Source organism: Kluyvera sp. CHPC 1.2972 (assembly GCF_036759925.1).
In the GTDB taxonomy this organism is placed as follows: domain Bacteria; phylum Pseudomonadota; class Gammaproteobacteria; order Enterobacterales; family Enterobacteriaceae; genus Kluyvera.
In genome coordinates this window covers 90,297-109,430 of the sequence record NZ_JAPKIB010000015.1, presented here as the reverse complement: position 1 = coordinate 109,430, position 19,134 = coordinate 90,297, and the positions used below count along the sequence as shown (strand labels likewise).

At 54.7% G+C, this 19,134-nt stretch carries 17 protein-coding genes and 1 pseudogene; 9 read left to right on the top strand and 9 right to left on the bottom strand.

Going from position 1 to position 19,134, the window contains the following annotated elements; all coding sequences use genetic code 11:
* Nucleotides 1-41: 41 nt before the first annotated feature.
* The 3 genes and pseudogenes from V6944_RS19220 to pth all read right to left on the bottom strand — a co-directional run.
* A pseudogene (locus tag V6944_RS19220) lies at nt 42-227 on the bottom strand (Arm DNA-binding domain-containing protein); the annotation flags it as partial.
* A gap of 181 nt (nt 228-408) precedes the next feature.
* Nucleotides 409-1,503: a redox-regulated ATPase YchF gene (gene ychF / locus V6944_RS19215; protein WP_035891582.1), complete on the bottom strand. Its 1,095-nt coding sequence runs from the start codon at nt 1,501-1,503 to the stop codon at nt 409-411.
* Between the two features lie 160 nt (nt 1,504-1,663).
* Nucleotides 1,664-2,248, bottom strand: coding sequence for an aminoacyl-tRNA hydrolase (gene pth, locus V6944_RS19210; protein WP_106926653.1), 585 nt, complete (start codon nt 2,246-2,248; stop codon nt 1,664-1,666).
* A gap of 279 nt (nt 2,249-2,527) precedes the next feature.
* Between pth and ychH the strand changes: the two genes are divergently transcribed.
* A complete protein-coding gene (ychH, locus tag V6944_RS19205) occupies nt 2,528-2,812 on the top strand; it encodes a stress-induced protein YchH (protein WP_185669702.1) in 285 nt (94 codons plus the stop codon).
* Nucleotides 2,813-2,901: 89 nt separating this feature from the next.
* On the opposite strand, the gene lysC is transcribed toward ychH, so the two are convergent.
* Nucleotides 2,902-4,263 carry a lysine-sensitive aspartokinase 3 gene (lysC, locus tag V6944_RS19200; protein ID WP_333500109.1) on the bottom strand — a complete coding sequence of 454 codons (1,362 nt, stop codon included), beginning with the start codon at nt 4,261-4,263 and terminating at the stop codon, nt 2,902-2,904.
* A 610-nt stretch (nt 4,264-4,873) separates the two neighbouring features.
* Here lysC and V6944_RS19195 point away from each other — a divergent pair.
* Both V6944_RS19195 and V6944_RS19190 read left to right on the top strand, forming a co-directional pair.
* A complete protein-coding gene (locus V6944_RS19195; protein WP_072011324.1) occupies nt 4,874-6,259 on the top strand; it encodes a diaminobutyrate--2-oxoglutarate transaminase in 1,386 nt (461 codons plus the stop codon).
* Nucleotides 6,260-6,274: 15 nt separating this feature from the next.
* On the top strand, nt 6,275-7,738 hold the full coding sequence (locus V6944_RS19190; RefSeq protein ID WP_333500108.1) for a pyridoxal phosphate-dependent decarboxylase family protein: 1,464 nt from the start codon (nt 6,275-6,277) through the stop codon (nt 7,736-7,738).
* A gap of 93 nt (nt 7,739-7,831) precedes the next feature.
* On the opposite strand, the gene dauA is transcribed toward V6944_RS19190, so the two are convergent.
* The 4 genes from dauA to lolB all read right to left on the bottom strand — a co-directional run bounded on the left by dauA (nt 7,832) and on the right by lolB (nt 12,264).
* A complete protein-coding gene (dauA, locus tag V6944_RS19185; protein ID WP_333500107.1) occupies nt 7,832-9,514 on the bottom strand; it encodes a C4-dicarboxylic acid transporter DauA in 1,683 nt (560 codons plus the stop codon).
* Nucleotides 9,515-9,638: 124 nt separating this feature from the next.
* Nucleotides 9,639-10,586: a ribose-phosphate diphosphokinase gene (gene prs / locus V6944_RS19180; RefSeq protein ID WP_003856663.1), complete on the bottom strand. Its 948-nt coding sequence runs from the start codon at nt 10,584-10,586 to the stop codon at nt 9,639-9,641.
* A 206-nt stretch (nt 10,587-10,792) separates the two neighbouring features.
* Nucleotides 10,793-11,641, bottom strand: a complete 849-nt coding sequence (gene ispE / locus V6944_RS19175) for a 4-(cytidine 5'-diphospho)-2-C-methyl-D-erythritol kinase (RefSeq protein ID WP_333500112.1) — start codon at nt 11,639-11,641, stop codon at nt 10,793-10,795.
* Entirely contained in the window at nt 11,641-12,264 is a 624-nt protein-coding gene (gene lolB, locus V6944_RS19170; RefSeq protein ID WP_333495002.1) for a lipoprotein insertase outer membrane protein LolB, read from the bottom strand. The genes ispE and lolB overlap by 1 nt, the downstream gene beginning before the upstream one ends.
* Before the next feature lie 197 nt (nt 12,265-12,461).
* On the opposite strand from lolB, the gene hemA reads away from it, so the two are divergent.
* Genes hemA through kdsA form a run of 6 tightly spaced genes read left to right on the top strand, consistent with a single transcriptional unit; the run spans nt 12,462 to nt 17,796 of the window.
* Nucleotides 12,462-13,718 carry a glutamyl-tRNA reductase gene (hemA, locus tag V6944_RS19165; protein WP_123652483.1) on the top strand — a complete coding sequence of 419 codons (1,257 nt, stop codon included), beginning with the start codon at nt 12,462-12,464 and terminating at the stop codon, nt 13,716-13,718.
* Between the two features lie 35 nt (nt 13,719-13,753).
* Nucleotides 13,754-14,836: a peptide chain release factor 1 gene (prfA, locus tag V6944_RS19160; RefSeq protein ID WP_185669706.1), complete on the top strand. Its 1,083-nt coding sequence runs from the start codon at nt 13,754-13,756 to the stop codon at nt 14,834-14,836.
* Nucleotides 14,836-15,687 carry a peptide chain release factor N(5)-glutamine methyltransferase gene (gene prmC / locus V6944_RS19155; RefSeq protein WP_333500106.1) on the top strand — a complete coding sequence of 284 codons (852 nt, stop codon included), beginning with the start codon at nt 14,836-14,838 and terminating at the stop codon, nt 15,685-15,687. The genes prfA and prmC overlap by 1 nt, the downstream gene beginning before the upstream one ends.
* On the top strand, nt 15,684-16,076 hold the full coding sequence (sirB2, locus tag V6944_RS19150) for an invasion regulator SirB2 (RefSeq protein ID WP_185669707.1): 393 nt from the start codon (nt 15,684-15,686) through the stop codon (nt 16,074-16,076). The genes prmC and sirB2 overlap by 4 nt, the downstream gene beginning before the upstream one ends.
* 3 nt (nt 16,077-16,079) lie before the next feature.
* A complete protein-coding gene (gene sirB1, locus V6944_RS19145; RefSeq protein ID WP_333500105.1) occupies nt 16,080-16,889 on the top strand; it encodes an invasion regulator SirB1 in 810 nt (269 codons plus the stop codon).
* Nucleotides 16,890-16,941: 52 nt separating this feature from the next.
* Nucleotides 16,942-17,796: a 3-deoxy-8-phosphooctulonate synthase gene (gene kdsA / locus V6944_RS19140; RefSeq protein WP_333494845.1), complete on the top strand. Its 855-nt coding sequence runs from the start codon at nt 16,942-16,944 to the stop codon at nt 17,794-17,796.
* Nucleotides 17,797-17,908: 112 nt separating this feature from the next.
* On the opposite strand, the gene chaA is transcribed toward kdsA, so the two are convergent.
* On the bottom strand, nt 17,909-19,009 hold the full coding sequence (gene chaA / locus V6944_RS19135) for a sodium-potassium/proton antiporter ChaA (protein ID WP_333500104.1): 1,101 nt from the start codon (nt 19,007-19,009) through the stop codon (nt 17,909-17,911).
* Nucleotides 19,010-19,134: the final 125 nt, after the last annotated feature.

Here is a 19,134-nt window from a genome sequence, read left to right as displayed (position 1 = left end):
TCTTTAAGCCATCTTAAATGACTCTGAGGTGTCTGTTAAACCCGTGGCGATTCAGGGTTTACTCCTTCAGAACCTAACCTGCGTGCCTGTTCGCACTTTTCGCGGGCTTCGACAAGTTTGACGGCTGGATACCCGCCGATAGCAAACATGCTGGATTTGCCATCTAGCTTAAACCGATAGCGCTTTTCTTTGGGCTTGGCTGTACGGCTGCGGGTGTCAGTGAGTATATTGACTCCTGTATGTTTTCTATACTGACATTGTACTCACTTATGTACTCCTTTTTGATTGGGTTTACATAGGATGTAATGAGATTCATTGACAATAAAAAAACCACGCAAGCGCGTGGTTTTCAACGGTTTTTTCGTCTTATTGAGATTTAGCGAAACCTCATGAGACGAGAAAGCGTATTTAGACGTTGAACAAGAAGTTCATCACATCGCCATCTTTAACGATGTAATCTTTCCCTTCTGCACGCATCTTGCCCGCTTCTTTCGCGCCTTGCTCACCTTTGTAGGTGATGAAGTCTTCAAACGCGATGGTTTGTGCGCGGATAAAGCCTTTTTCGAAATCGGTGTGGATTTTACCCGCAGCCTGCGGCGCAGTTGCACCAACAGGGATGGTCCATGCGCGAACTTCTTTTACGCCCGCGGTGAAGTAGGTCTGCAGGTTCAGCAGTTCGTAACCGGCGCGGATAACGCGGTTCAGACCAGGCTCTTCCAGGCCCATTTCAGCCATGAATTCTTCACGGTCAGCGTCGTCGAGTTCAGCGATATCGGCTTCAACGGCGGCACATACGGCAACCACAACAGAACCTTCAGCCGCTGCAATTTCGCGCACTTTGTCGAGGTACGGGTTGTTTTCAAAACCGTCTTCGTTGACGTTAGCGATATACATGGTTGGCTTCAGGGTCAGGAAGCTCAGGTATTTGATGGCCGCTTTGTCTTCTTCGGTCAGCGTTTTCAGCGCGCGCAGCATGCCCGCGTTTTCCAGCTGTGGCAGACATTTTTCCAGCGCAGCCTGCTCAGCTTTAGCGTCTTTGTCGCCGCCTTTGGCTTTTTTCTGCACGCGGTGCAGGGCACGTTCGCAGGTGTCGAGGTCAGACAGCGCAAGCTCGGTGTTGATAACGTCGATATCGTCAGCCGGGTCCACTTTATTGTTCACGTGGATGATATTGTCGTTCTCGAAGCAACGCACAACGTGACCGATAGCTTCGGTTTCGCGGATGTTGGTCAGGAACTGGTTACCCAGGCCTTCACCTTTGGAAGCGCCTTTTACCAGCCCCGCGATATCAACGAATTCCATGGTAGTTGGCAGGATGCGCTGAGGTTTAACGATTTCCGCCAGCTGGTCCAGACGCGGATCGGGCATCGGAACAACGCCTGTGTTCGGCTCGATAGTACAGAACGGGAAGTTCGCCGCTTCAATACCCGCTTTGGTGAGCGCGTTGAACAGGGTGGATTTGCCTACGTTTGGCAAACCAACGATACCGCATTTGAATCCCATGTTTAAATCACCTTAATCTTTTGATATTCAACCTGTTATAGAAAACAGATTGTAGAAAAGTTAATAACTCCGCCTATTATACACGTCATACAGGAAAAAAACCGTACTTCATCCTGCTGCGATGGCGGCAACCTGAATACTTTAGCGTACTGGTGAATACTTATTGTGCTTTAAAGGCGTGCAGGCGGTTAGTCGCTTTAGTCAGCCCGTCTTTCAGCCAGATCTCGGTACAGCGCGCCGCTTCGTCTACGGCATCGTCAATCAGCTTCTGTTCGGCCGCCTGCGGCTTACCTAATACAAAGCCAACAACTTTGCTTTTATCGCCCGGATGACCAATTCCGATGCGTAAGCGGTGAAAATTAGGGTTATTACCCAGTTTACTGATGATGTCCTTCAGACCGTTGTGACCACCGTGGCCGCCGCCCAGCTTGAACTTCGCCACGCCCGGCGGGAGATCCAGCTCGTCATGCGCCACCAGAATTTCATCTGGATTAATGCGATAGAAGGTTGCCAGCGCCGCAACGGCTTTACCGCTGAGGTTCATAAAGGTGGTCGGCACCAGTAGGCGAACATCTTCTCCGGCTAAATTAATACGGGAGGTGTAGCCAAAAAACTTACTCTCTTCACGCAGCGGCGCGCGAAAACGCTCTGCCAGCAAATCGACGTACCAGGCACCCGCGTTATGACGCGTTCCCGCGTACTCTGCGCCGGGGTTTGCCAGGCCGACAATCAGTTTAATCGTCACGTTGTTATTCCTGAGTGGGCAATCTTTCCGGCGGCTAGTTTACGTCGAGAGGGCCCGCTTGACAAAAATAAGCGCCCTGAGCGGCAAAACTTGAATAGTTCACAACCGGAATAATGCTGATTGAAAAGTATTTCAGTCACTTAAATGTAAAGATTTGTTGATGAGATGTTCTTATTTGTGATCACCAGCGCACTTATCCCTGGCGGTGTTGTCTATACTTTACACACTAGGAATAGGGATATATCCCTAAACCCAAAGCCAATCTACGGAGGTGACACTATGAAACGCAAAAACGCTTCGTTACTCGGTAATGTGCTCATGGGGTTAGGTCTGGTCGTCATGATCGGCGGCGTTGGTTATTCTATTTTAAACCAGATGCCGCAGCTTAACCTACCTCAGTTTTTTGCACATGGTGCGGTGTTAAGCATCTTTGTAGGCGCACTTCTCTGGCTGGTTGGCGCGCGTGTCGGTGGGCACGAGCAGGTGAGCGACAGATACTGGTGGGTACGCCACTACGACAAACGCTGTCGCCGCAACGATAATACCTCTCACCGTCACAGCTAAATATGACAATGGCTCCCGTGGGAGCCATACAGACAACTTCCAAAGTCCTGGCCGAAAGCCGGGACTTTGTGCTTTCAGGACGGTCGAATTTACTCGAACAGTCGATGGTGCAACGCCTTGACGGCGCTGTCGGCCGCATCGCCTGGCAGCAGGAAGCAAAGGTTGTTATGAGACGCGCCGTGACAGATCATCCGCACCGCATGTTCTTCCAGACGAGAGAAGACGTCGTTACACACGCCCAGCTCTTTGGTCAGTTGATTACCTACTAACGTGACCAGCGCCAACCCGGTTTCTACTTCCACACGGCAGTGGGAGGAGAGGGCCGTAAACAGCGCAGTGGTCAGCGTGTGATCGTCACCTGACGTCGCATTTGACGAGTCCAGCGCCAGCGCGATGGTCGATTCTGATGTCGTCACCAGATCCGTTGCCACGTTGTGCTGAGCCAGTAGCGTGAAGATCTGCGCTAAAAAACGGTTAGATGGCTGATCGTTGAGACGGTGCAGGCGCAGCAGCGTCTGCTTGCGGCGTACCGCAACCGCACGATAGCGCGGCGGGTTCTCCGTTGTGCAGCATACCAGCGTACCGCCTGCGGCCGTGTCTTTACTGGAGCCCACAAACACCGGAATGTTCTTACGCATCGCTGGCAGCAGCGTCGCCGGATGCAGCACTTTCGCGCCGTAGCCTGCCATATCGCTCGCTTCAGAGAACGAAATGCTGTCGATGCGTTTCGCGTTTGGCGCGATACGAGGATCGGTGGTGTAGATACCGGCGACATCGGTCCAGATATCAACGCGGCCTGCGTGCAGCGCTTCGCCCAGCAGGGAAGCCGTGTAGTCGCTGCCGCCACGACCCAGCGTGGTGGTGCGACCGTTAGCGTCACGGCCGATAAAACCCTGGGTAATCATGATTTCTTGTTCGATACGCGGACGCAAATGCGTTTCCGCCAACTCAGCGACGGCGCTAACCTGAGGTTCAGCGCAGCCGTGCGTGGAGTCGGTGCGAATCACGCTACGGGCATCAAACCAGCTGGTTTCAACGCCGCGTTCACGCATCACTTCCGTAAACAGCAGGCTGGACATCAATTCCCCGTGACTCACTAGCTCATCGCTCAATGCGTCAGACGGCGAAACCATCGCCGTTTGCGCCAGACGGCTAATATTATCGAGGAGATTATCGATTTCTTTGCTGATGACAGAAGGCTGCTTCAGACGGGAGATAATGTTGTATTGAATGGTCCGGAGGGTCTCAAGCTTATCTAACTGCTGATGACTTTCCAGACCTTCAGAAAGCTCAACCAGTAGGTTGGTGACACCTGCGGAAGCCGACAGGACAACTAAACGAACATTTTGATCGGCAAGCACAATGCTGGCGCTGCGGTTCATCGCATCAAAGTCAGCAACGCTGGTGCCGCCAAACTTGGCAACGATGAATTGTGGGTAAATGCGGGTCATAACACTCTCATATCAGGGCGCCATAATAGATGGCTAGAAAATTTTCATTCTCGGCATAAGGGAAGGTTCCTTCTCCTTACGAAATGTCCGCCCGCGAACATTTCTGGATGACAACCCAGGAGTAATCCTGTTGTCGATAACGTGTTCTGCCCGTCACACGCTACCGGGTGCTGCGCATTAGTCTATATTTACAGGGGTGCAAATAAGCGCGCCATAGTAAGTGATTTAATCCTGGGGATCGACTTTTTTATTTATCTCCCAGTAAATAAATGAAAAATCCCGTTTTATTCGAAATCCTCAACCTTATTTACGGTAAAGACACGTAAAAAAATAATAAAACCTTAACAATTGGGTGGCTATCATTACATCGCAAGCTTTGTATTTCTCTGAAGCTTTTAAAAATAAATGGTAACAATTTGGTATTGAGGTGTTGTAGGTTTTATGTTGTTACCTTTTGATTTTAAAGTGAAAAATGGCATCTAAAAAGCGCGTAAAATAAATGATTGAGTCCTTAGCTAAAACAACATATATTAGCCGCGATTTTTTACAGGTAATCCTTATAACCATTTATTCAATCAGGCGTTAATCTACACCTGGTTGTAGGAGTGATATGATGACGGATAAAGTCCGTATTGATACTTTACGTGCTAATTCATTACCACAGAGCAATGATACCTTTTTAGCAAGACAAGCTGAGTTTGAATCTAACGTCAGAAGCTATCCACGTAAGCTGCCGCTGGCTATCGCCAAGGCACAAGGCGTCTGGATCACTGATGTTGAAAATAATCAATACCTTGACTGTCTGGCGGGTGCCGGCACCCTGGCACTTGGTCATAATCATCCTGATGTACTTCAAAGCATTCAAAGTGTCATCACGAGTGGCTTACCGTTACATACGCTTGATCTCACGACCCCATTAAAAGATGAATTTTCATCTTATTTACTCTCCCTGTTACCGGGCGAGGGTAAAGAATATTGCCTGCAGTTCACCGGCCCATCCGGCGCGGATGCTGTAGAAGCGGCTATCAAACTGGCGAAAAAAGCGACCGGTCGTTCTGGCGTCATCAGCTTCTCCGGCGGTTACCACGGTATGACTCACGGCGCGCTGTCCGTGACCGGTAACCTGTCACCGAAAGAAGCCGTCAGCAACATGATGCCGGAAGTGCAGTTCATGCCATATCCGCACGAGTACCGCTGCCCGCTGGGTATCGGTGGCGAAGCGGGCGTGAAAGCGCTGACCTACTACTTCGAAAACCTGATCAACGACGTTGAAAGCGGCGTGCGTAAACCTGCAGCGGTAATTCTTGAAGCCGTTCAGGGTGAAGGCGGCGTGAACCCGGCTCCGGTCGAGTGGCTGCAGCGCATCCGTAAAGTGACTCAGGAACACGGCATCATGCTGATCCTCGATGAGGTTCAGGCTGGTTTCGCACGTACCGGTAAACTGTTCGCCTTCGAACACGCTGGTATCGAGCCAGACATCATCGTGATGTCTAAAGCGGTTGGTGGCGGTCTGCCACTGGCGGTTCTGGGTATTAAAAAGCAGTTTGACGCATGGGCACCAGGCCACCACACCGGTACCTTCCGCGGCAACCAGCTGGCGATGGCGACCGGCCTGACCACGCTGAAAATCCTCAAAGACGACAAGATTGCCGATAAAGTTGCCGCCCAGGGCGAGTGGCTGAAAGGCAAACTGGCTGAGCTGCAGAAACGTTACCCGGTTATCGGTCACGTTCGCGGTCTGGGTCTGATGATCGGTCTGGAAATCGTTAAGCCTAACGAAGCGCCGGATCACATGGGCTGCTTCCCGGCCGACGGCGAGCTGTCTGCGCTGCTGCAGAAGAAATGCTTCCAGGCGGGTCTGATCCTGGAACGTGGTGGTCGTAACGGTTGCGTACTGCGCCTGCTGCCATCCCTGCTGATCACCAACGATGAGCTGGAAATCTTCCTCGATAAATTTGAAAACGCCCTGAATGCCGCTGGCGTGAAGCCGGTTTAAACGGAGTAGGATCGAATGTCTGACGTAAACCCGATTCTGTCCGGCTCGGCGCAGAGTATTGCTGCCTATCAGGACGCTATCGAGCAGAGTACAAAAGCGGTCGTTGAATGGTTAAAACAGCCTGAGATGTATCAGGGCAAAACCGTTGAACAGCTGCGTGAACGTATCAACCTGAACTTTACGTCTCAAGGCCTGGGCAACCAGGCCGCCATTGAGCGTGCGGTTGAATACTTTCTGAAAGACAGTCTGTCCGTTCACCATGCACAGTGCGTGGCGCACCTGCACTGCCCAAGTCTGGTCATTAGCCAGGCGGCGGAAGTGCTGATTAACGCCACCAACCAGAGCATGGACTCCTGGGATCAGAGCCCGTCCGCCACCATTATTGAGATCAAACTGATCGAATGGCTGCGTGACCAGGTTGGCTTCCCGGCAGGCGATGCAGGCGTGTTCACCAGCGGCGGCACCCAGAGCAATCTGATGGGCCTGATGCTGGCGCGTGATGCGTTCTATGCGCGTCAGGGGCACTCTGTACAGCAAGACGGTATTACCGGCGACCTGCGCAAGATGAAAGTGTTCTGTTCTGAGAACGCGCACTTCTCTGTGCAGAAAAACATGGCGCTGATGGGCCATGGCTATCAGTCCGTCACGCTGGTGAAAACTGATGCTTTCTCTCGCATGGACATCAACGACCTGAAAGAGAAGCTGGCGCAGGCGAAAGCCAACGGCGAACAGGTGATGGCGATTGTGGCTACCGCGGGTACCACCGATGCGGGCGCGATTGACCCGTTAACGGAAATTACCGCGCTGGCCGCCGCAGAGCAGATCTGGGTTCACGTCGATGCAGCATGGGGCGGGGCGTTACTGCTGTCTGAGAAGTATCGTCATTTCCTTAATGGACTTGAGCAGGCTGACTCCGTCACTCTGGACTTCCACAAGCAGTTCTTCCAGACCATCAGCTGCGGGGCGTTCCTGCTGAAAGATGCGCGTCATTATGAACTGATGCGTTATCAGGCGGCGTACCTGAACTCTGATTTCGACGAAGAGCACGGCGTGCCAAACCTGGTGTCCAAGTCTCTGCAGACCACGCGTCGTTTCGATGCGCTGAAGCTGTGGATGGGCCTTGAAGCGCTGGGCAAAAAGCAGTATGCCGAAATCATTGATAACGGCGTTACGCTGGCGCGCGATGTTGCTGAGTTTGTGAAAACCCAGCCGCATCTGGAACTGGTCATGGAACCGCAGCTGGCAAGCGTGCTGTTCCGTTTCCGTCCGGAAAACCACGACAGCGCGTTTGTGGCCCTGCTGAACCAACGTATCGGTGACGTTCTGCTGGCTTCCGGTAGCGCTAACGTGGGCGTGACCGAAGCTGATGGCGTAACCTGCCTGAAGCTGACGCTGTTGAACCCAACGGTTTGCCTGGAAGACGTTAAAGTTCTGCTGGCAAGCGTGAAAGACACCGCAGAGCAACTGCTGAAAGCGTAAGCATTCACGTTGCGATAAAAATGGCTCCCTCGGGAGCCATTTTTTTTGCCTATCATTTGTAGCCCGGCCAAGCGAAGCGCCGCCGGGAGACGGTTAGATGATGTCTGCTAGTGCAGCATCCTTGTTTGGGAAGAAGGTAAGGCGACCCGGAATCGGCTGAATACCCGCGCGCGCCATGGTGCGAAGCGGCTGGAACTCCAGGTTAGAGACGCGCAGCTCGCAGCCTTCAGGCAGCTTTTTCACGAAGCGCTGGAAGGCATCCAGGCCACCGGCGTCCAGCACCGGTACGGCATCCCATTTCAGCACCACGATACGTTTGCCCTCAATACGCGTCTCAAGGTCGCTAAACAGACCTTCGGCGGCGGCAAAGAACAGCGGGCCAATCACGCGCAGCACCAGCACATCATCCGGAACGGTGACGTTTACAGCGGAAAGACGCGTCATGCGCGCAATGCGGCGCATAAACAGCAGCGAGGCCAACACTATCCCAACGCTGATGGCGATAACCATATCAAACAGCACGGTCAGCGACATGCAGATCAGCATCACGATAATGTCGTCTTTCGGCGCTTTGCGCAGCAGGTACACCACCTTGTGCGCTTCGCTCATGTTCCACGCTACCATCAGCAGCAGGGCGGCCATCGCCGACAGCGGAAGCCAGGAGAGCACCGGAGCCAGAATCAGCAGCGCCAGAATCACCAGAATGGCGTGGATCACCGCTGAAACCGGTGAGGTAGCGCCCGCACGAACGTTCGCCGCCGAGCGCGCAATGGCCGCGGTGGCGGTAATGCCGCCAAAGAATGGCGCGATGATATTACCGAGGCCCTGACCGACCAGCTCGCTGTTCGCTTTGTGCTTGGTGCCGGTCATGCCGTCGAGTACCACCGCGCACAGCAGGGATTCAATCGCCCCCAGCATCGCCATAGAAAACGCCGCTGGCAGCAGAGCATGAATGGAGGCCCAGCTTAAGGTAAAGGTTGAGCCCGGCATGTCCCATGGCAGCACAAACTGCGGCAGCAGTTGCGGGATACCGTTGCCCTGAGAGCCGTCAGCCAGGATGTAGTGGAACTGGGAACCGATGGTGGCGACGTGGCCGCCGAGCAGGTTCACAATCAGCATCACCACGCAGCCGGCAATCAGCGCGGGCAGGTGGCCCGGCAGACGCAGGCCGAGGCGAGGCCAGAGGATCAGTGTGCCGAGGGTGACGATGCCAATGGCCGCATCGCCAACGTTAATGGTCGGCAGCGCCATCACCAGCGCGCCCACCTTCTGTAAATAGTGTTCCGGAACGTGTGTCATCTGCAGACCAAGGAAGTCTTTAATCTGCATGGTCCCGATGGTAATACCAATCCCCGAGGTGAAGCCCAGCGTCACCGATAGTGGAATATATTCGATCAGGCGGCCAAAGCGGGCCAGGCCAAAGAGGATCAGGAATATCCCAGACATCAGGGTCGCCACCAGTAGGCCCGCCAGGCCAAACTGCTGTGAGACAGGGTAGAGAATAACCACGAAGGCTGCCGTCGGCCCGGAGACGCTAAAGCGCGAGCCACCGGTCAGGGCGATAACAATCCCCGCGACAGCGGAGGTGTACAGGCCGTACTGCGGTGCCACGCCGCTGCCAATTGCCAGCGCCATCGCCAGCGGAATCGCGATAATCCCGACGGTGATACCGGCAATCAGGTCGCGCATAAACCGCGCGGAGGTATATTTCTCTTTCCAGCAGGCGTCAATCAGCGCGCGGAAAGGCATAACGTGAGGGGAGAGTAATTTATTCACAGTCGTGTTTCATCCATGAGCGCATCATCTACCATATGAATGATAGCTGAAGTTGGCATAAATCATACAAATTAACTACACAGACAAAAAAACCCGCCGCAGCGGGTTTTTTTACCAAATCCGATTAGTGTTCGAACATGGCAGAGATGGATTCTTCGTTGCTGATACGACGAATCGCTTCGGCCAGCATCCCGGACAGGGTCAGGGTACGAACGTTTGGCAGCGCTTTGATCTCATCACTTAATGGGATGGTATCGCAGACAACCACTTCGTCGATGACGGAGTTACGCAGATTGTTCACCGCATTGCCGGAGAAGATCGGGTGGGTTGCGTAAGCAAATACGCGTTTTGCACCACGTTCTTTCAGCGCTTCAGCTGCTTTGCACAGCGTGCCACCGGTATCGATCATGTCATCAACCAGTACGCAGTCACGACCGGCAACGTCACCGATGATGTGCATAACCTGGGAAACGTTCGCACGTGGGCGACGTTTGTCAATGATAGCCATGTCGGTATCGTTCAGCAGTTTAGCAATAGCACGAGCGCGGACTACGCCACCGATGTCTGGGGAAACCACGATTGGGTTATCCAGGTTCAGCTGCAGCATATCTTCGAGCAGGATTGGGCTACCAAATACGTTATCAACCGGAACATCGAAGAAGCCCTGGATCTGTTCAGCGTGCAGGTCTACGGTCAGTACGCGGTCAACGCCAACGCTTGACAGGAAGTCAGCGACAACTTTAGCGGTGATAGGTACACGAGCAGAACGAACGCGACGGTCCTGGCGAGCATAACCGAAGTAAGGGATAACGGCGGTGATACGGCCTGCGGAAGCACGGCGCAGGGCATCTACCATAACGACTAATTCCATCAGGTTGTCGTTAGTTGGGGCACAAGTGGACTGGATGATGAAAATATCACCACCGCGTACGTTTTCGTTAATTTGTACGCTGACTTCGCCGTCGCTAAAGCGACCTACAGCGGCGTCGCCGAGAGAAGTGTACAGGCGGTTGGCAATACGTTGTGCTAGTTCCGGGGTGGCGTTACCAGCAAAAAGCTTCATATCAGGCACGAGAAGAACCTCAGGCATGCGTCCAGTGGTGGATGAAACGGGCCAAAAACTGTGCGGGCCAGGCGCGATTTCATCCAGGCGGTGTATTAAAGAGCGCGATGCAACGTCTGGAACAGGGTGACGTTGTCACCAGAGCTCAGTTTGCCCGGCAGGGTCACTCATCACCATTCTTCTTTCGTCAGCATGACTGACGGAAACCGAATGATTCAGAGCAGGGCTTGCTTCAATGGAGAGAGGTTTACACCTTTCGCCACAAAGCCTTGCAACCATTCCGGGGCTTGCTCAAGCACCTGGCGGGCAGCGAGTTCCGTGTCGAATTCAGCAAAGACACAGGCTCCTGTTCCAGTCAGGCGCGACGGCGCGTATTCTAACAGCCAGGAAAGCACATCATCAACCTCGCGAAAACGTTTTCTTGCGATAACCTCGCAATCATTGCCGAATTCACAATTTAATAACGTTTCTATTGACCTGACAGGGGTGTTTCGTGGCAGCTCCGGATCGCGGAAGATAACCGGGGTCGGAATGCTGACGCCCGGGTGGGCCACCAGGTACCATTTTTCCGCAACCTCTACCGGCGTTAGCACCTCGCCAACCCCTTCAGCAAACGCCGCATGACCACGAACGAACACCGGCACATCGGCACCGAGCGTCAATCCAATGGTCGCCAGCTCATCTTCCGAGAGCCCGCATTGCCACAGATGGTTAAGCGCGACCAGCACGGTCGCCGCGTTAGAGGAGCCGCCGCCCAGTCCACCGCCCATCGGCAAGCGTTTCTCAATGCTGATGTCTGCGCCGCAGCCGTCCGCCAGCCGCTGGCTGTCGGCGGCAGTTTTCATCAGCAGGCGCGCGGCGCGAATAATCAGGTTCTCTTCGTTCGGCACGCCGTCCACGGGGGTGAGCAGTCGCAGTTGCCCATCCTGGCGCGGCACAATGGTCAGCGTGTCGCCGTAGTCGAGAAACTGAAACAGCGTCTGCAGCGTGTGATAGCCGTCAGCGCGCTGCCCGGTGATGTATAAAAATAGGTTCAACTTTGCCGGAGAGGGCCAACGGGTCATCATTTAACGATCCAGTTATCCATCTTCAGCTTGATGCGCTGGGAGCCTTCGGTCAGCTCCATGTTGGACGGCAGCGCTGGCTGGGTTTTGTTGTCGTAACCACCGTACACCACTTTCCAGGTTTTGCCGTTCTGGGTGTAGTTGAGTTCACTCAGACGATATTGGTCGTCAAGTTTATAGTCGGTGGCGTCGCCCGGCAGGCCGAGGATCCACTGACGCAGGCTGTTGAGCGGAATCGGCATCCCGGTCAGCTTGCCAATCATCTCTTCACCGTCAGCGGCGGTATAGTGCTGGCCTTTGTTATCGGTCAACTGGGCGGAACCCGGTTTGCCAATCAGCTCAAGCTCGGTGCTGCCAAGCGGGTTGGTCAGCAGCAGGCGATAGTTGTCCTGGCCGGTTTGCTGCCAGAAGAAGCGGGCATAAACCTTTTGCTGGTCAGACAGATACGCAAACGCACCGCGGGTCTGATACTGGCTTAAGTGAAGAACGTCCTGCTGGTGCTGCTTCCACTGCGGGGCGGTTGGGCTTTTACCCGGGCCGGTTGGCGCAGTGGTGGTACAAGCGGTAAGGACCAGGGCTGCCAGCGGCAGCAGGCGAATCAGGCGGAAATCAGACATGACAATCCTTGAAGTGCGTTGCAGTGATAACGCTTAATGCTAGCGTCGCCTGCGGGCAGCGTCTACGCTCAAGTTGTCTTAAATCATAAAATTAACCTGGCCTGCCTATTACTCCAAAAGGGGGGCGTCCCTTTTATTGATCTCGCGCATCCTGTATGATGCGCTCAGACTAACCTTATCAACGCTGGTACTACTCCCGCACAATGACCCTTTTAGCTCTTGGCATTAATCACAAAACAGCCCCGGTAGCGCTGCGAGAACGTGTAACGTTTTCGCCAGATACGCTCGACCAGGCGCTGGAGAGCCTGCTGGCTCAGCCAATGGTGCAAGGAGGCGTGGTACTGTCGACCTGTAACCGCACCGAGCTCTACCTCAGCGTAGAGGAGCAGGATAATCAGCATGAAGCGATTATCCGCTGGCTGTGCGATTACCACGGCCTGAATGAAGAAGAGCTACGCCAGAGCCTTTATTGGCACCAGGATAATGACGCCGTCAGTCATCTGATGCGCGTTGCCAGCGGGCTGGACTCGCTGGTGCTGGGCGAGCCGCAAATCTTAGGGCAGGTTAAAAAAGCGTTTGCTGACTCCAGCCGCGGCCATCTGCACGTCAGCGAGCTGGAACGCATGTTCCAGAAATCCTTCTCTGTTGCCAAGCGTGTACGCACGGAAACGGATATCGGCGCCAGCGCGGTGTCGGTGGCGTTTGCGGCCTGTACCCTGGCGCGGCAGATTTTCGAATCACTCTCTTCGGTGACGGTGCTGCTGGTCGGCGCCGGTGAAACCATCGAACTGGTGGCGCGCCATCTGCGCGAGCATCATGTGAAAAAAATGGTGATTGCCAACCGTACTCGCGAACGTGCACAGGTGCTGGCCGATGAGGTCGGGGCCGAAGTGATCGCGTTGAGCGACGTGGATGAGCGGCTGAAAGAGGCCGATATCATTATCAGTTCTACCGCCAGCCCGCTGCCGATTATTGGTAAAGGGATGGTGGAGCGCGCGCTGAAAGCGCGTCGTAACCAGCCGATGCTGCTGGTGGATATTGCCGTACCGCGCGACGTTGAGCCGGAGGTGGGGAAACTCGCCAACGCCTATCTCTACAGCGTCGATGACCTGCAAAACATCATTCAGAATAACCTCGCGCAGCGCAAAGCCGCCGCGGTTCAGGCTGAAACCATCGTTGAGCAGGAAACCAGTGAGTTTATGGCCTGGCTCCGCGCGCAAAGCGCCAGCGAAATCATCCGTGATTATCGTTCCCAGGCTGAAACGGCGCGTGAAGAGCTCACCGCTAAAGCGATCGCGGCTCTTGAACAGGGCGGCGACCCGCAGGTCATCATGCAGGATCTGGCGCGGAAATTAACCAACCGCCTGATCCACGCGCCAACCAAATCTCTTCAGCAGGCCGCCCGTGACGGGGATGATGAACGCCTGCATATTCTGCGCAACAGCCTCGGGCTGGAGTAGCACAACTCTATTTATAACAAGGTGCATTTACGCCAATGAAGCCTTCTATTGTTGCTAAACTGGAAGCTCTCTACGAGCGCCATGAAGAAGTTCAGGCGCTGCTCGGAGACGCAGCAACTATTGCCGATCAGGACCGTTTCCGCGCGCTGTCCCGCGAATACGCACAGCTGGGCGACGTAGCCCGCTGCTATACCGACTGGCGTCAGGTTCAGGACGATATTGAAACCGCCCAGATGATGCTCGACGACCCGGAAATGCGCGAAATGGCGCAGGAAGAGCTGCAGGAAGCCAAAGCCAAAGAAGAAGAACTGGAGCAACAGCTGCAGGTGCTTCTGCTGCCTCGCGATCCGGACGATGAACGTAATGCCTTCCTCGAAGTGCGCGCCGGTACCGGCGGTGACGAAGCGGCGCTGTTTGCTGGCGATCTGTTCCGCATGTACAGCCGCTACGCCGAATCACGCCGCTGGCGCGTGGAGATCATGAGCGCCAACGAAGGCGAGCATGGTGGCTTTAAAGAAGTGATTGCCAAAATCAGCGGCGAAGGCGTTTATGGCCGTCTGAAATTTGAGTCTGGCGGTCACCGCGTGCAGCGCGTGCCGGCCACCGAATCCCAGGGGCGTATCCACACCTCCGCCTGTACCGTAGCCGTGCTGCCAGAGGTACCGGAAGCCGAATTACCGGATATCAACCCGGCGGACCTGCGTATTGATACCTTCCGCTCCTCGGGCGCGGGCGGTCAGCACGTTAACACCACCGACTCCGCTATCCGTATTACCCACTTGCCAACCGGTATCGTGGTGGAGTGTCAGGACGAACGTTCTCAGCATAAAAACAAAGCCAAAGCGATGTCGGTGCTGGGTTCGCGTATCCGCGCGGCGGAAATTGCCCGTCGTCAGCAGGCGGAAGCCTCTGAGCGTCGTAACCTGCTGGGCAGCGGCGACCGCAGCGACCGTAACCGTACCTATAACTTCCCGCAGGGCCGCGTGACCGACCACCGTATTAACCTGACGCTCTACCGTCTGGATGAAACCATGGAAGGCAAGCTGGATATGCTGATCGAACCTATCGTTCAGGAATACCAGGCCGACCAGTTGGCGGCGCTCTCCGAGCAGGAATGATGACCTATCGACAATGGCTGCAGCAGGCCGTGACGGCGCTACAGGGTGGTGAAAGCCCTCGCCGTGACGCGGAAATCCTGCTGGGGCATGTGACCGGAAAAGCGCGTACCTATATCCTCGCGTTTGATGAAACCGAACTGGACGCGGCGCAGGCTGAGACGTTGGCGCTGCTGCTGGCGCGCCGCGTGAACGGCGAGCCGGTGGCCCATCTGGTGGGAACGCGCGAATTCTGGTCGCTGCCGCTGTTTGTCTCTCCTGCTACGCTTATTCCGCGCCCGGACACTGAGTGTCTGGTCGAACAGGCGCTGGCACGTCTGCCGTCCACGCCTTGTCATATTCTGGATCTCGGCACCGGTACTGGCGCGGTTGCGCTGGCGCTGGCGAGCGAGCGTCCGGACTGCCAGTTCACCGCCGTGGATTATATCGCCGACGCCGTCGCGCTTGCCCAACGTAACGCCGAGCACCTGAGTATCACCAATATCACCATTATGCAAAGCGACTGGTTCAGCGCGCTGGACGCGCAGCGTTTTGCGATGATAGTCAGCAACCCGCCGTATATCGACGAGCAGGATGAACATCTGGCGCAGGGTGACGTGCGTTTTGAGCCGAAAACCGCACTGGTGGCCGGTGACCATGGTCTGGCTGACCTTGCACATATCATCACCCAAGGCAGCGAGTGGCTGGAGCCCGGCGGCTTCATGCTGCTGGAACATGGCTGGAAACAGGGTGCCGCCGTGCGCGCACTGTTCGACAACGCCGGATACTGTCAGGCGCAAACCTGCCGCGACTACGGCGATAACGATCGTCTGACGCTGGCGCAATGGCCCGGGAACATGGAGGCACATGCATGAGCCTGTTTTTGTGGGTGCTCTATTTACACATCGCCTCGGCTATCGTCTCGGTGAGCTTTTTCGCACTACGTTTCTGGTGGAAACACCACAAGAGTGCACTGTTTGATGCGCGCTGGGTGCGCATACTGCCGCACACCGTTGACAGCGTTCTGCTGCTCAGTGGTGTGGCGCTGATGGTGATGACGCGCTATTTCCCGTTTACCGAAGAAGGGACGTGGCTGACTGAGAAGCTGTTTGGCGTTATCATTTACATTATTTTAGGGTTTGTCGCGTTGGGCCGTCGTCGCCCACGCAGTCAGCAGAGCGGTTTTGTCGCGTTTCTGCTGGCGCTGGTGGTGTTGTGCATCATCGTTAAACTCGCCATCACTAAAGTTCCGCTGCTAGGGTAGGGTATGAAGTCACTGGCTGATTTTGAATTTAATAAAGCGCCGCTCTGCGACGGTATGATCCTGATTTCCGAATTCATTCGTGATGATTTCCCGTCGCAGGTGGTGCGTGAACAGCTCGAGTGCCTGGTGGCGCTCGCGCGTGAAGAGATTAGCCCATCCTGGACGCTGATGCGCCAGATGGAGCGCCTGATCGAGCTCTTCTATCATGAGTGGAATTTCAGCGATTCCTCCGGCAAATACCGTCTGTCCGACGCGCTGTGGCTGGATCAGGTACTGAAAAACCGTCGCGGCAGCGCGGTGGCGCTGGGGGCTATCATGCTGTGGATTGCCGATAGCCTCGATATTCCGGTCGTGCCCGTTATCTTCCCAACCCAGCTGTTGTTGCGCGCTGACGTTGACGATGCCGAGATGTGGCTGATTAACCCGTTTAACGGCGACACGTTGGATGAGCACACGCTGGAAGTCTGGCTGAAAGGCAACATCGGTCCGATGGCTGAGCTGTTCAATGAAGACCTCGATGAAGCGGATAATGCGGAAGTGATCCGCAAACTGCTCGATACGCTGAAGTCGGCGCTGATGGAAGAGCGGCAGATGGAACTGGCGCTGGGCGCCAGCCAGACGCTGCTGCAGTTTAATCCGGAAGACCCGTACGAAATTCGCGATCGCGGGCTCATCTATGCACAGCTTGAATGTGAGCATATCGCGCTGAATGATTTGAATTATTTCGTTGAGCAATGTCCGGAAGACCCGATTAGCGAAATGATCCGCGCGCAGATTAATACCATCTCGCATAAGCAAATTACTCTTCACTAATTAGCGGCAAACGCGGTTATAATCGCGCAAAATTCCCTAACAAGGCGATCTTATGAAAGAAAAAGTGGTTAGCATTGGTGATATCAAGGTAGCAAACGACCTGCCGTTTGTTCTCTTCGGCGGCATGAACGTGCTGGAGTCTCGTGATCTGGCGATGCGTATCTGCGAACACTACGTGACCGTGACTCAGAAGCTGGGCATCCCTTACGTATTTAAAGCTTCATTTGATAAAGCCAACCGTTCATCCATTCACTCTTACCGTGGTCCAGGCCTGGAAGAGGGGATGAAGATTTTCCAGGAGCTGAAGCAGACCTTCGGCGTGAAAATCATCACTGACGTTCACGAAGCAAGCCAGGCGCAGCCGGTTGCTGACGTGGTTGACGTGATCCAACTGCCTGCGTTCCTCGCTCGCCAGACCGATCTGGTGGAAGCGATGGCGAAAACCGGCGCGGTCATCAACGTTAAGAAACCACAGTTCGTGAGCCCTGGCCAGATGGGTAACATCGTCGACAAGTTTATTGAAGGCGGTAACGACAAGATTATCCTGTGCGACCGTGGCTCTAACTTCGGTTACGACAACCTGGTTGTGGATATGCTGGGCTTTGGTGTGATGAAAAAAGCGTCCAACAACTCCCCGGTTATCTTCGACGTGACCCATTCCCTGCAGTGCCGCGACCCGTTTGGCGCAGCAAGCGGTGGTCGTCGTGCTCAGGTTACCGAGCTGGCGCGCGCGGGTATGGCAGTAGGTATTGCTGGCCTGTTCATTGAAGCGCATCCGGATCCGGAAAACGCACGCTGCGACGGCCCGTCCGCGCTGCCGCTGGACAAGCTGGAACCATTCCTGAAGCAAATGAAAGCTATCGATGACCTGGTGAAAGGCTTCGACGAGCTGGATACCAGCAAATAAGTTTGGCTGATGAATAAAAAAGCCGACCTCAGGGTCGGCTTTTTTGTTACGGTTGCCTGATGGTAAATGGCCTGTAGCCCGGCCAAGCGAAGCGCCGCCGGGGGAAAGGCACTCAGGCAAAAATCGTCATCAGATACGCTGCAAACAGCGCCAGATGCGCCGCGCCGTTCAGCACGTTGGTACGCCCGGTTGAGAACGAAATGTGGCACAGCACCAGCGAGGCGACCATCACAATCATCTCCGGCACGCCAAGACCAAACATCAGCTCATTCCCGGTCATATAGGCAATCAGCGTCACCACCGGCACGGTCAGTGAGATAGTCGCCAGCACCGAGCCAAAGAACAGGTTCATCGCACGCTGTACCTGATTGTTCAGCACCGCCTTCAATGCCCCCAGCCCTTCAGGGGAGAGAATCAGCAGCGCCACCAGGAAGCCGGTAAAGGCGACCGGCGCATTCATGCTGGTCAGCAGCGTCTCCAGCGGGTTGGCGTTCATTTTGGTGACGGCAATCACCGCAATCAGGTGAACAATCAGCCATACCGCATGCCACAGGCTGCTGTGCGCCGACGGTTTACCGTGGTGCGGGTCGTCGTCGTCGCTGTCATCTTCATGCTCGTAGACAAACAGGCTCTGGTGCGTTTTGGTTTGAATAAGCAAAAATACGCCGTACATGGCGGCAGAAATGAGGGCCACCAGCAGCGACTGGCCAATGGTAAAGTTGGCGCCCGGCAGTGAGGTCGGGAATACCAGCACGATAATAGCCAGTGGGAATAGGGCAATTAAATACTGCTTAATACCAAACAGGTTCATATATTGTGTGGCAAACTTGCGGCCACCGAGCAATAACGAGAAGCCGACTAAACCGCCGGTCACAATCATAATGATGGAGTAGAGCGTATCGCGCATCAGCGTCGGCGCGGCATCGCCCGTCGCCATCAGGGCTGAGATTAAGCTCACCTCAAGAATAACCACCGAAAGGCTTAAAATCAGAGAGCCGTAGGGCTCGCCTAAACGGTGTGCGAGTACGTCCGCGTGGCGAACAACGCTAAAGGCGCTGCTCAGAATACCCACTAGCGCCAGGGCATTGATGGCGATAACCACTGGCAATGACTGGCTGCTTCCCCAGAAGGCCAGAATTGCCAGCGCCACCAGCGGGAAAATGAGCGACGTCTCCTTATGGCGAGTTTTCACCGCCTCTTGTACGTGGGTCATGTTTGTCTCCATATCTGCAGGTATTTATAATTATAGAAAAAATCAGCTGCGTAAATTAACAAATTTTTCCACCTGGATTGCGATCTTTTACTAAAGTTTACCCATAACGCCATTTTTTCTAATAG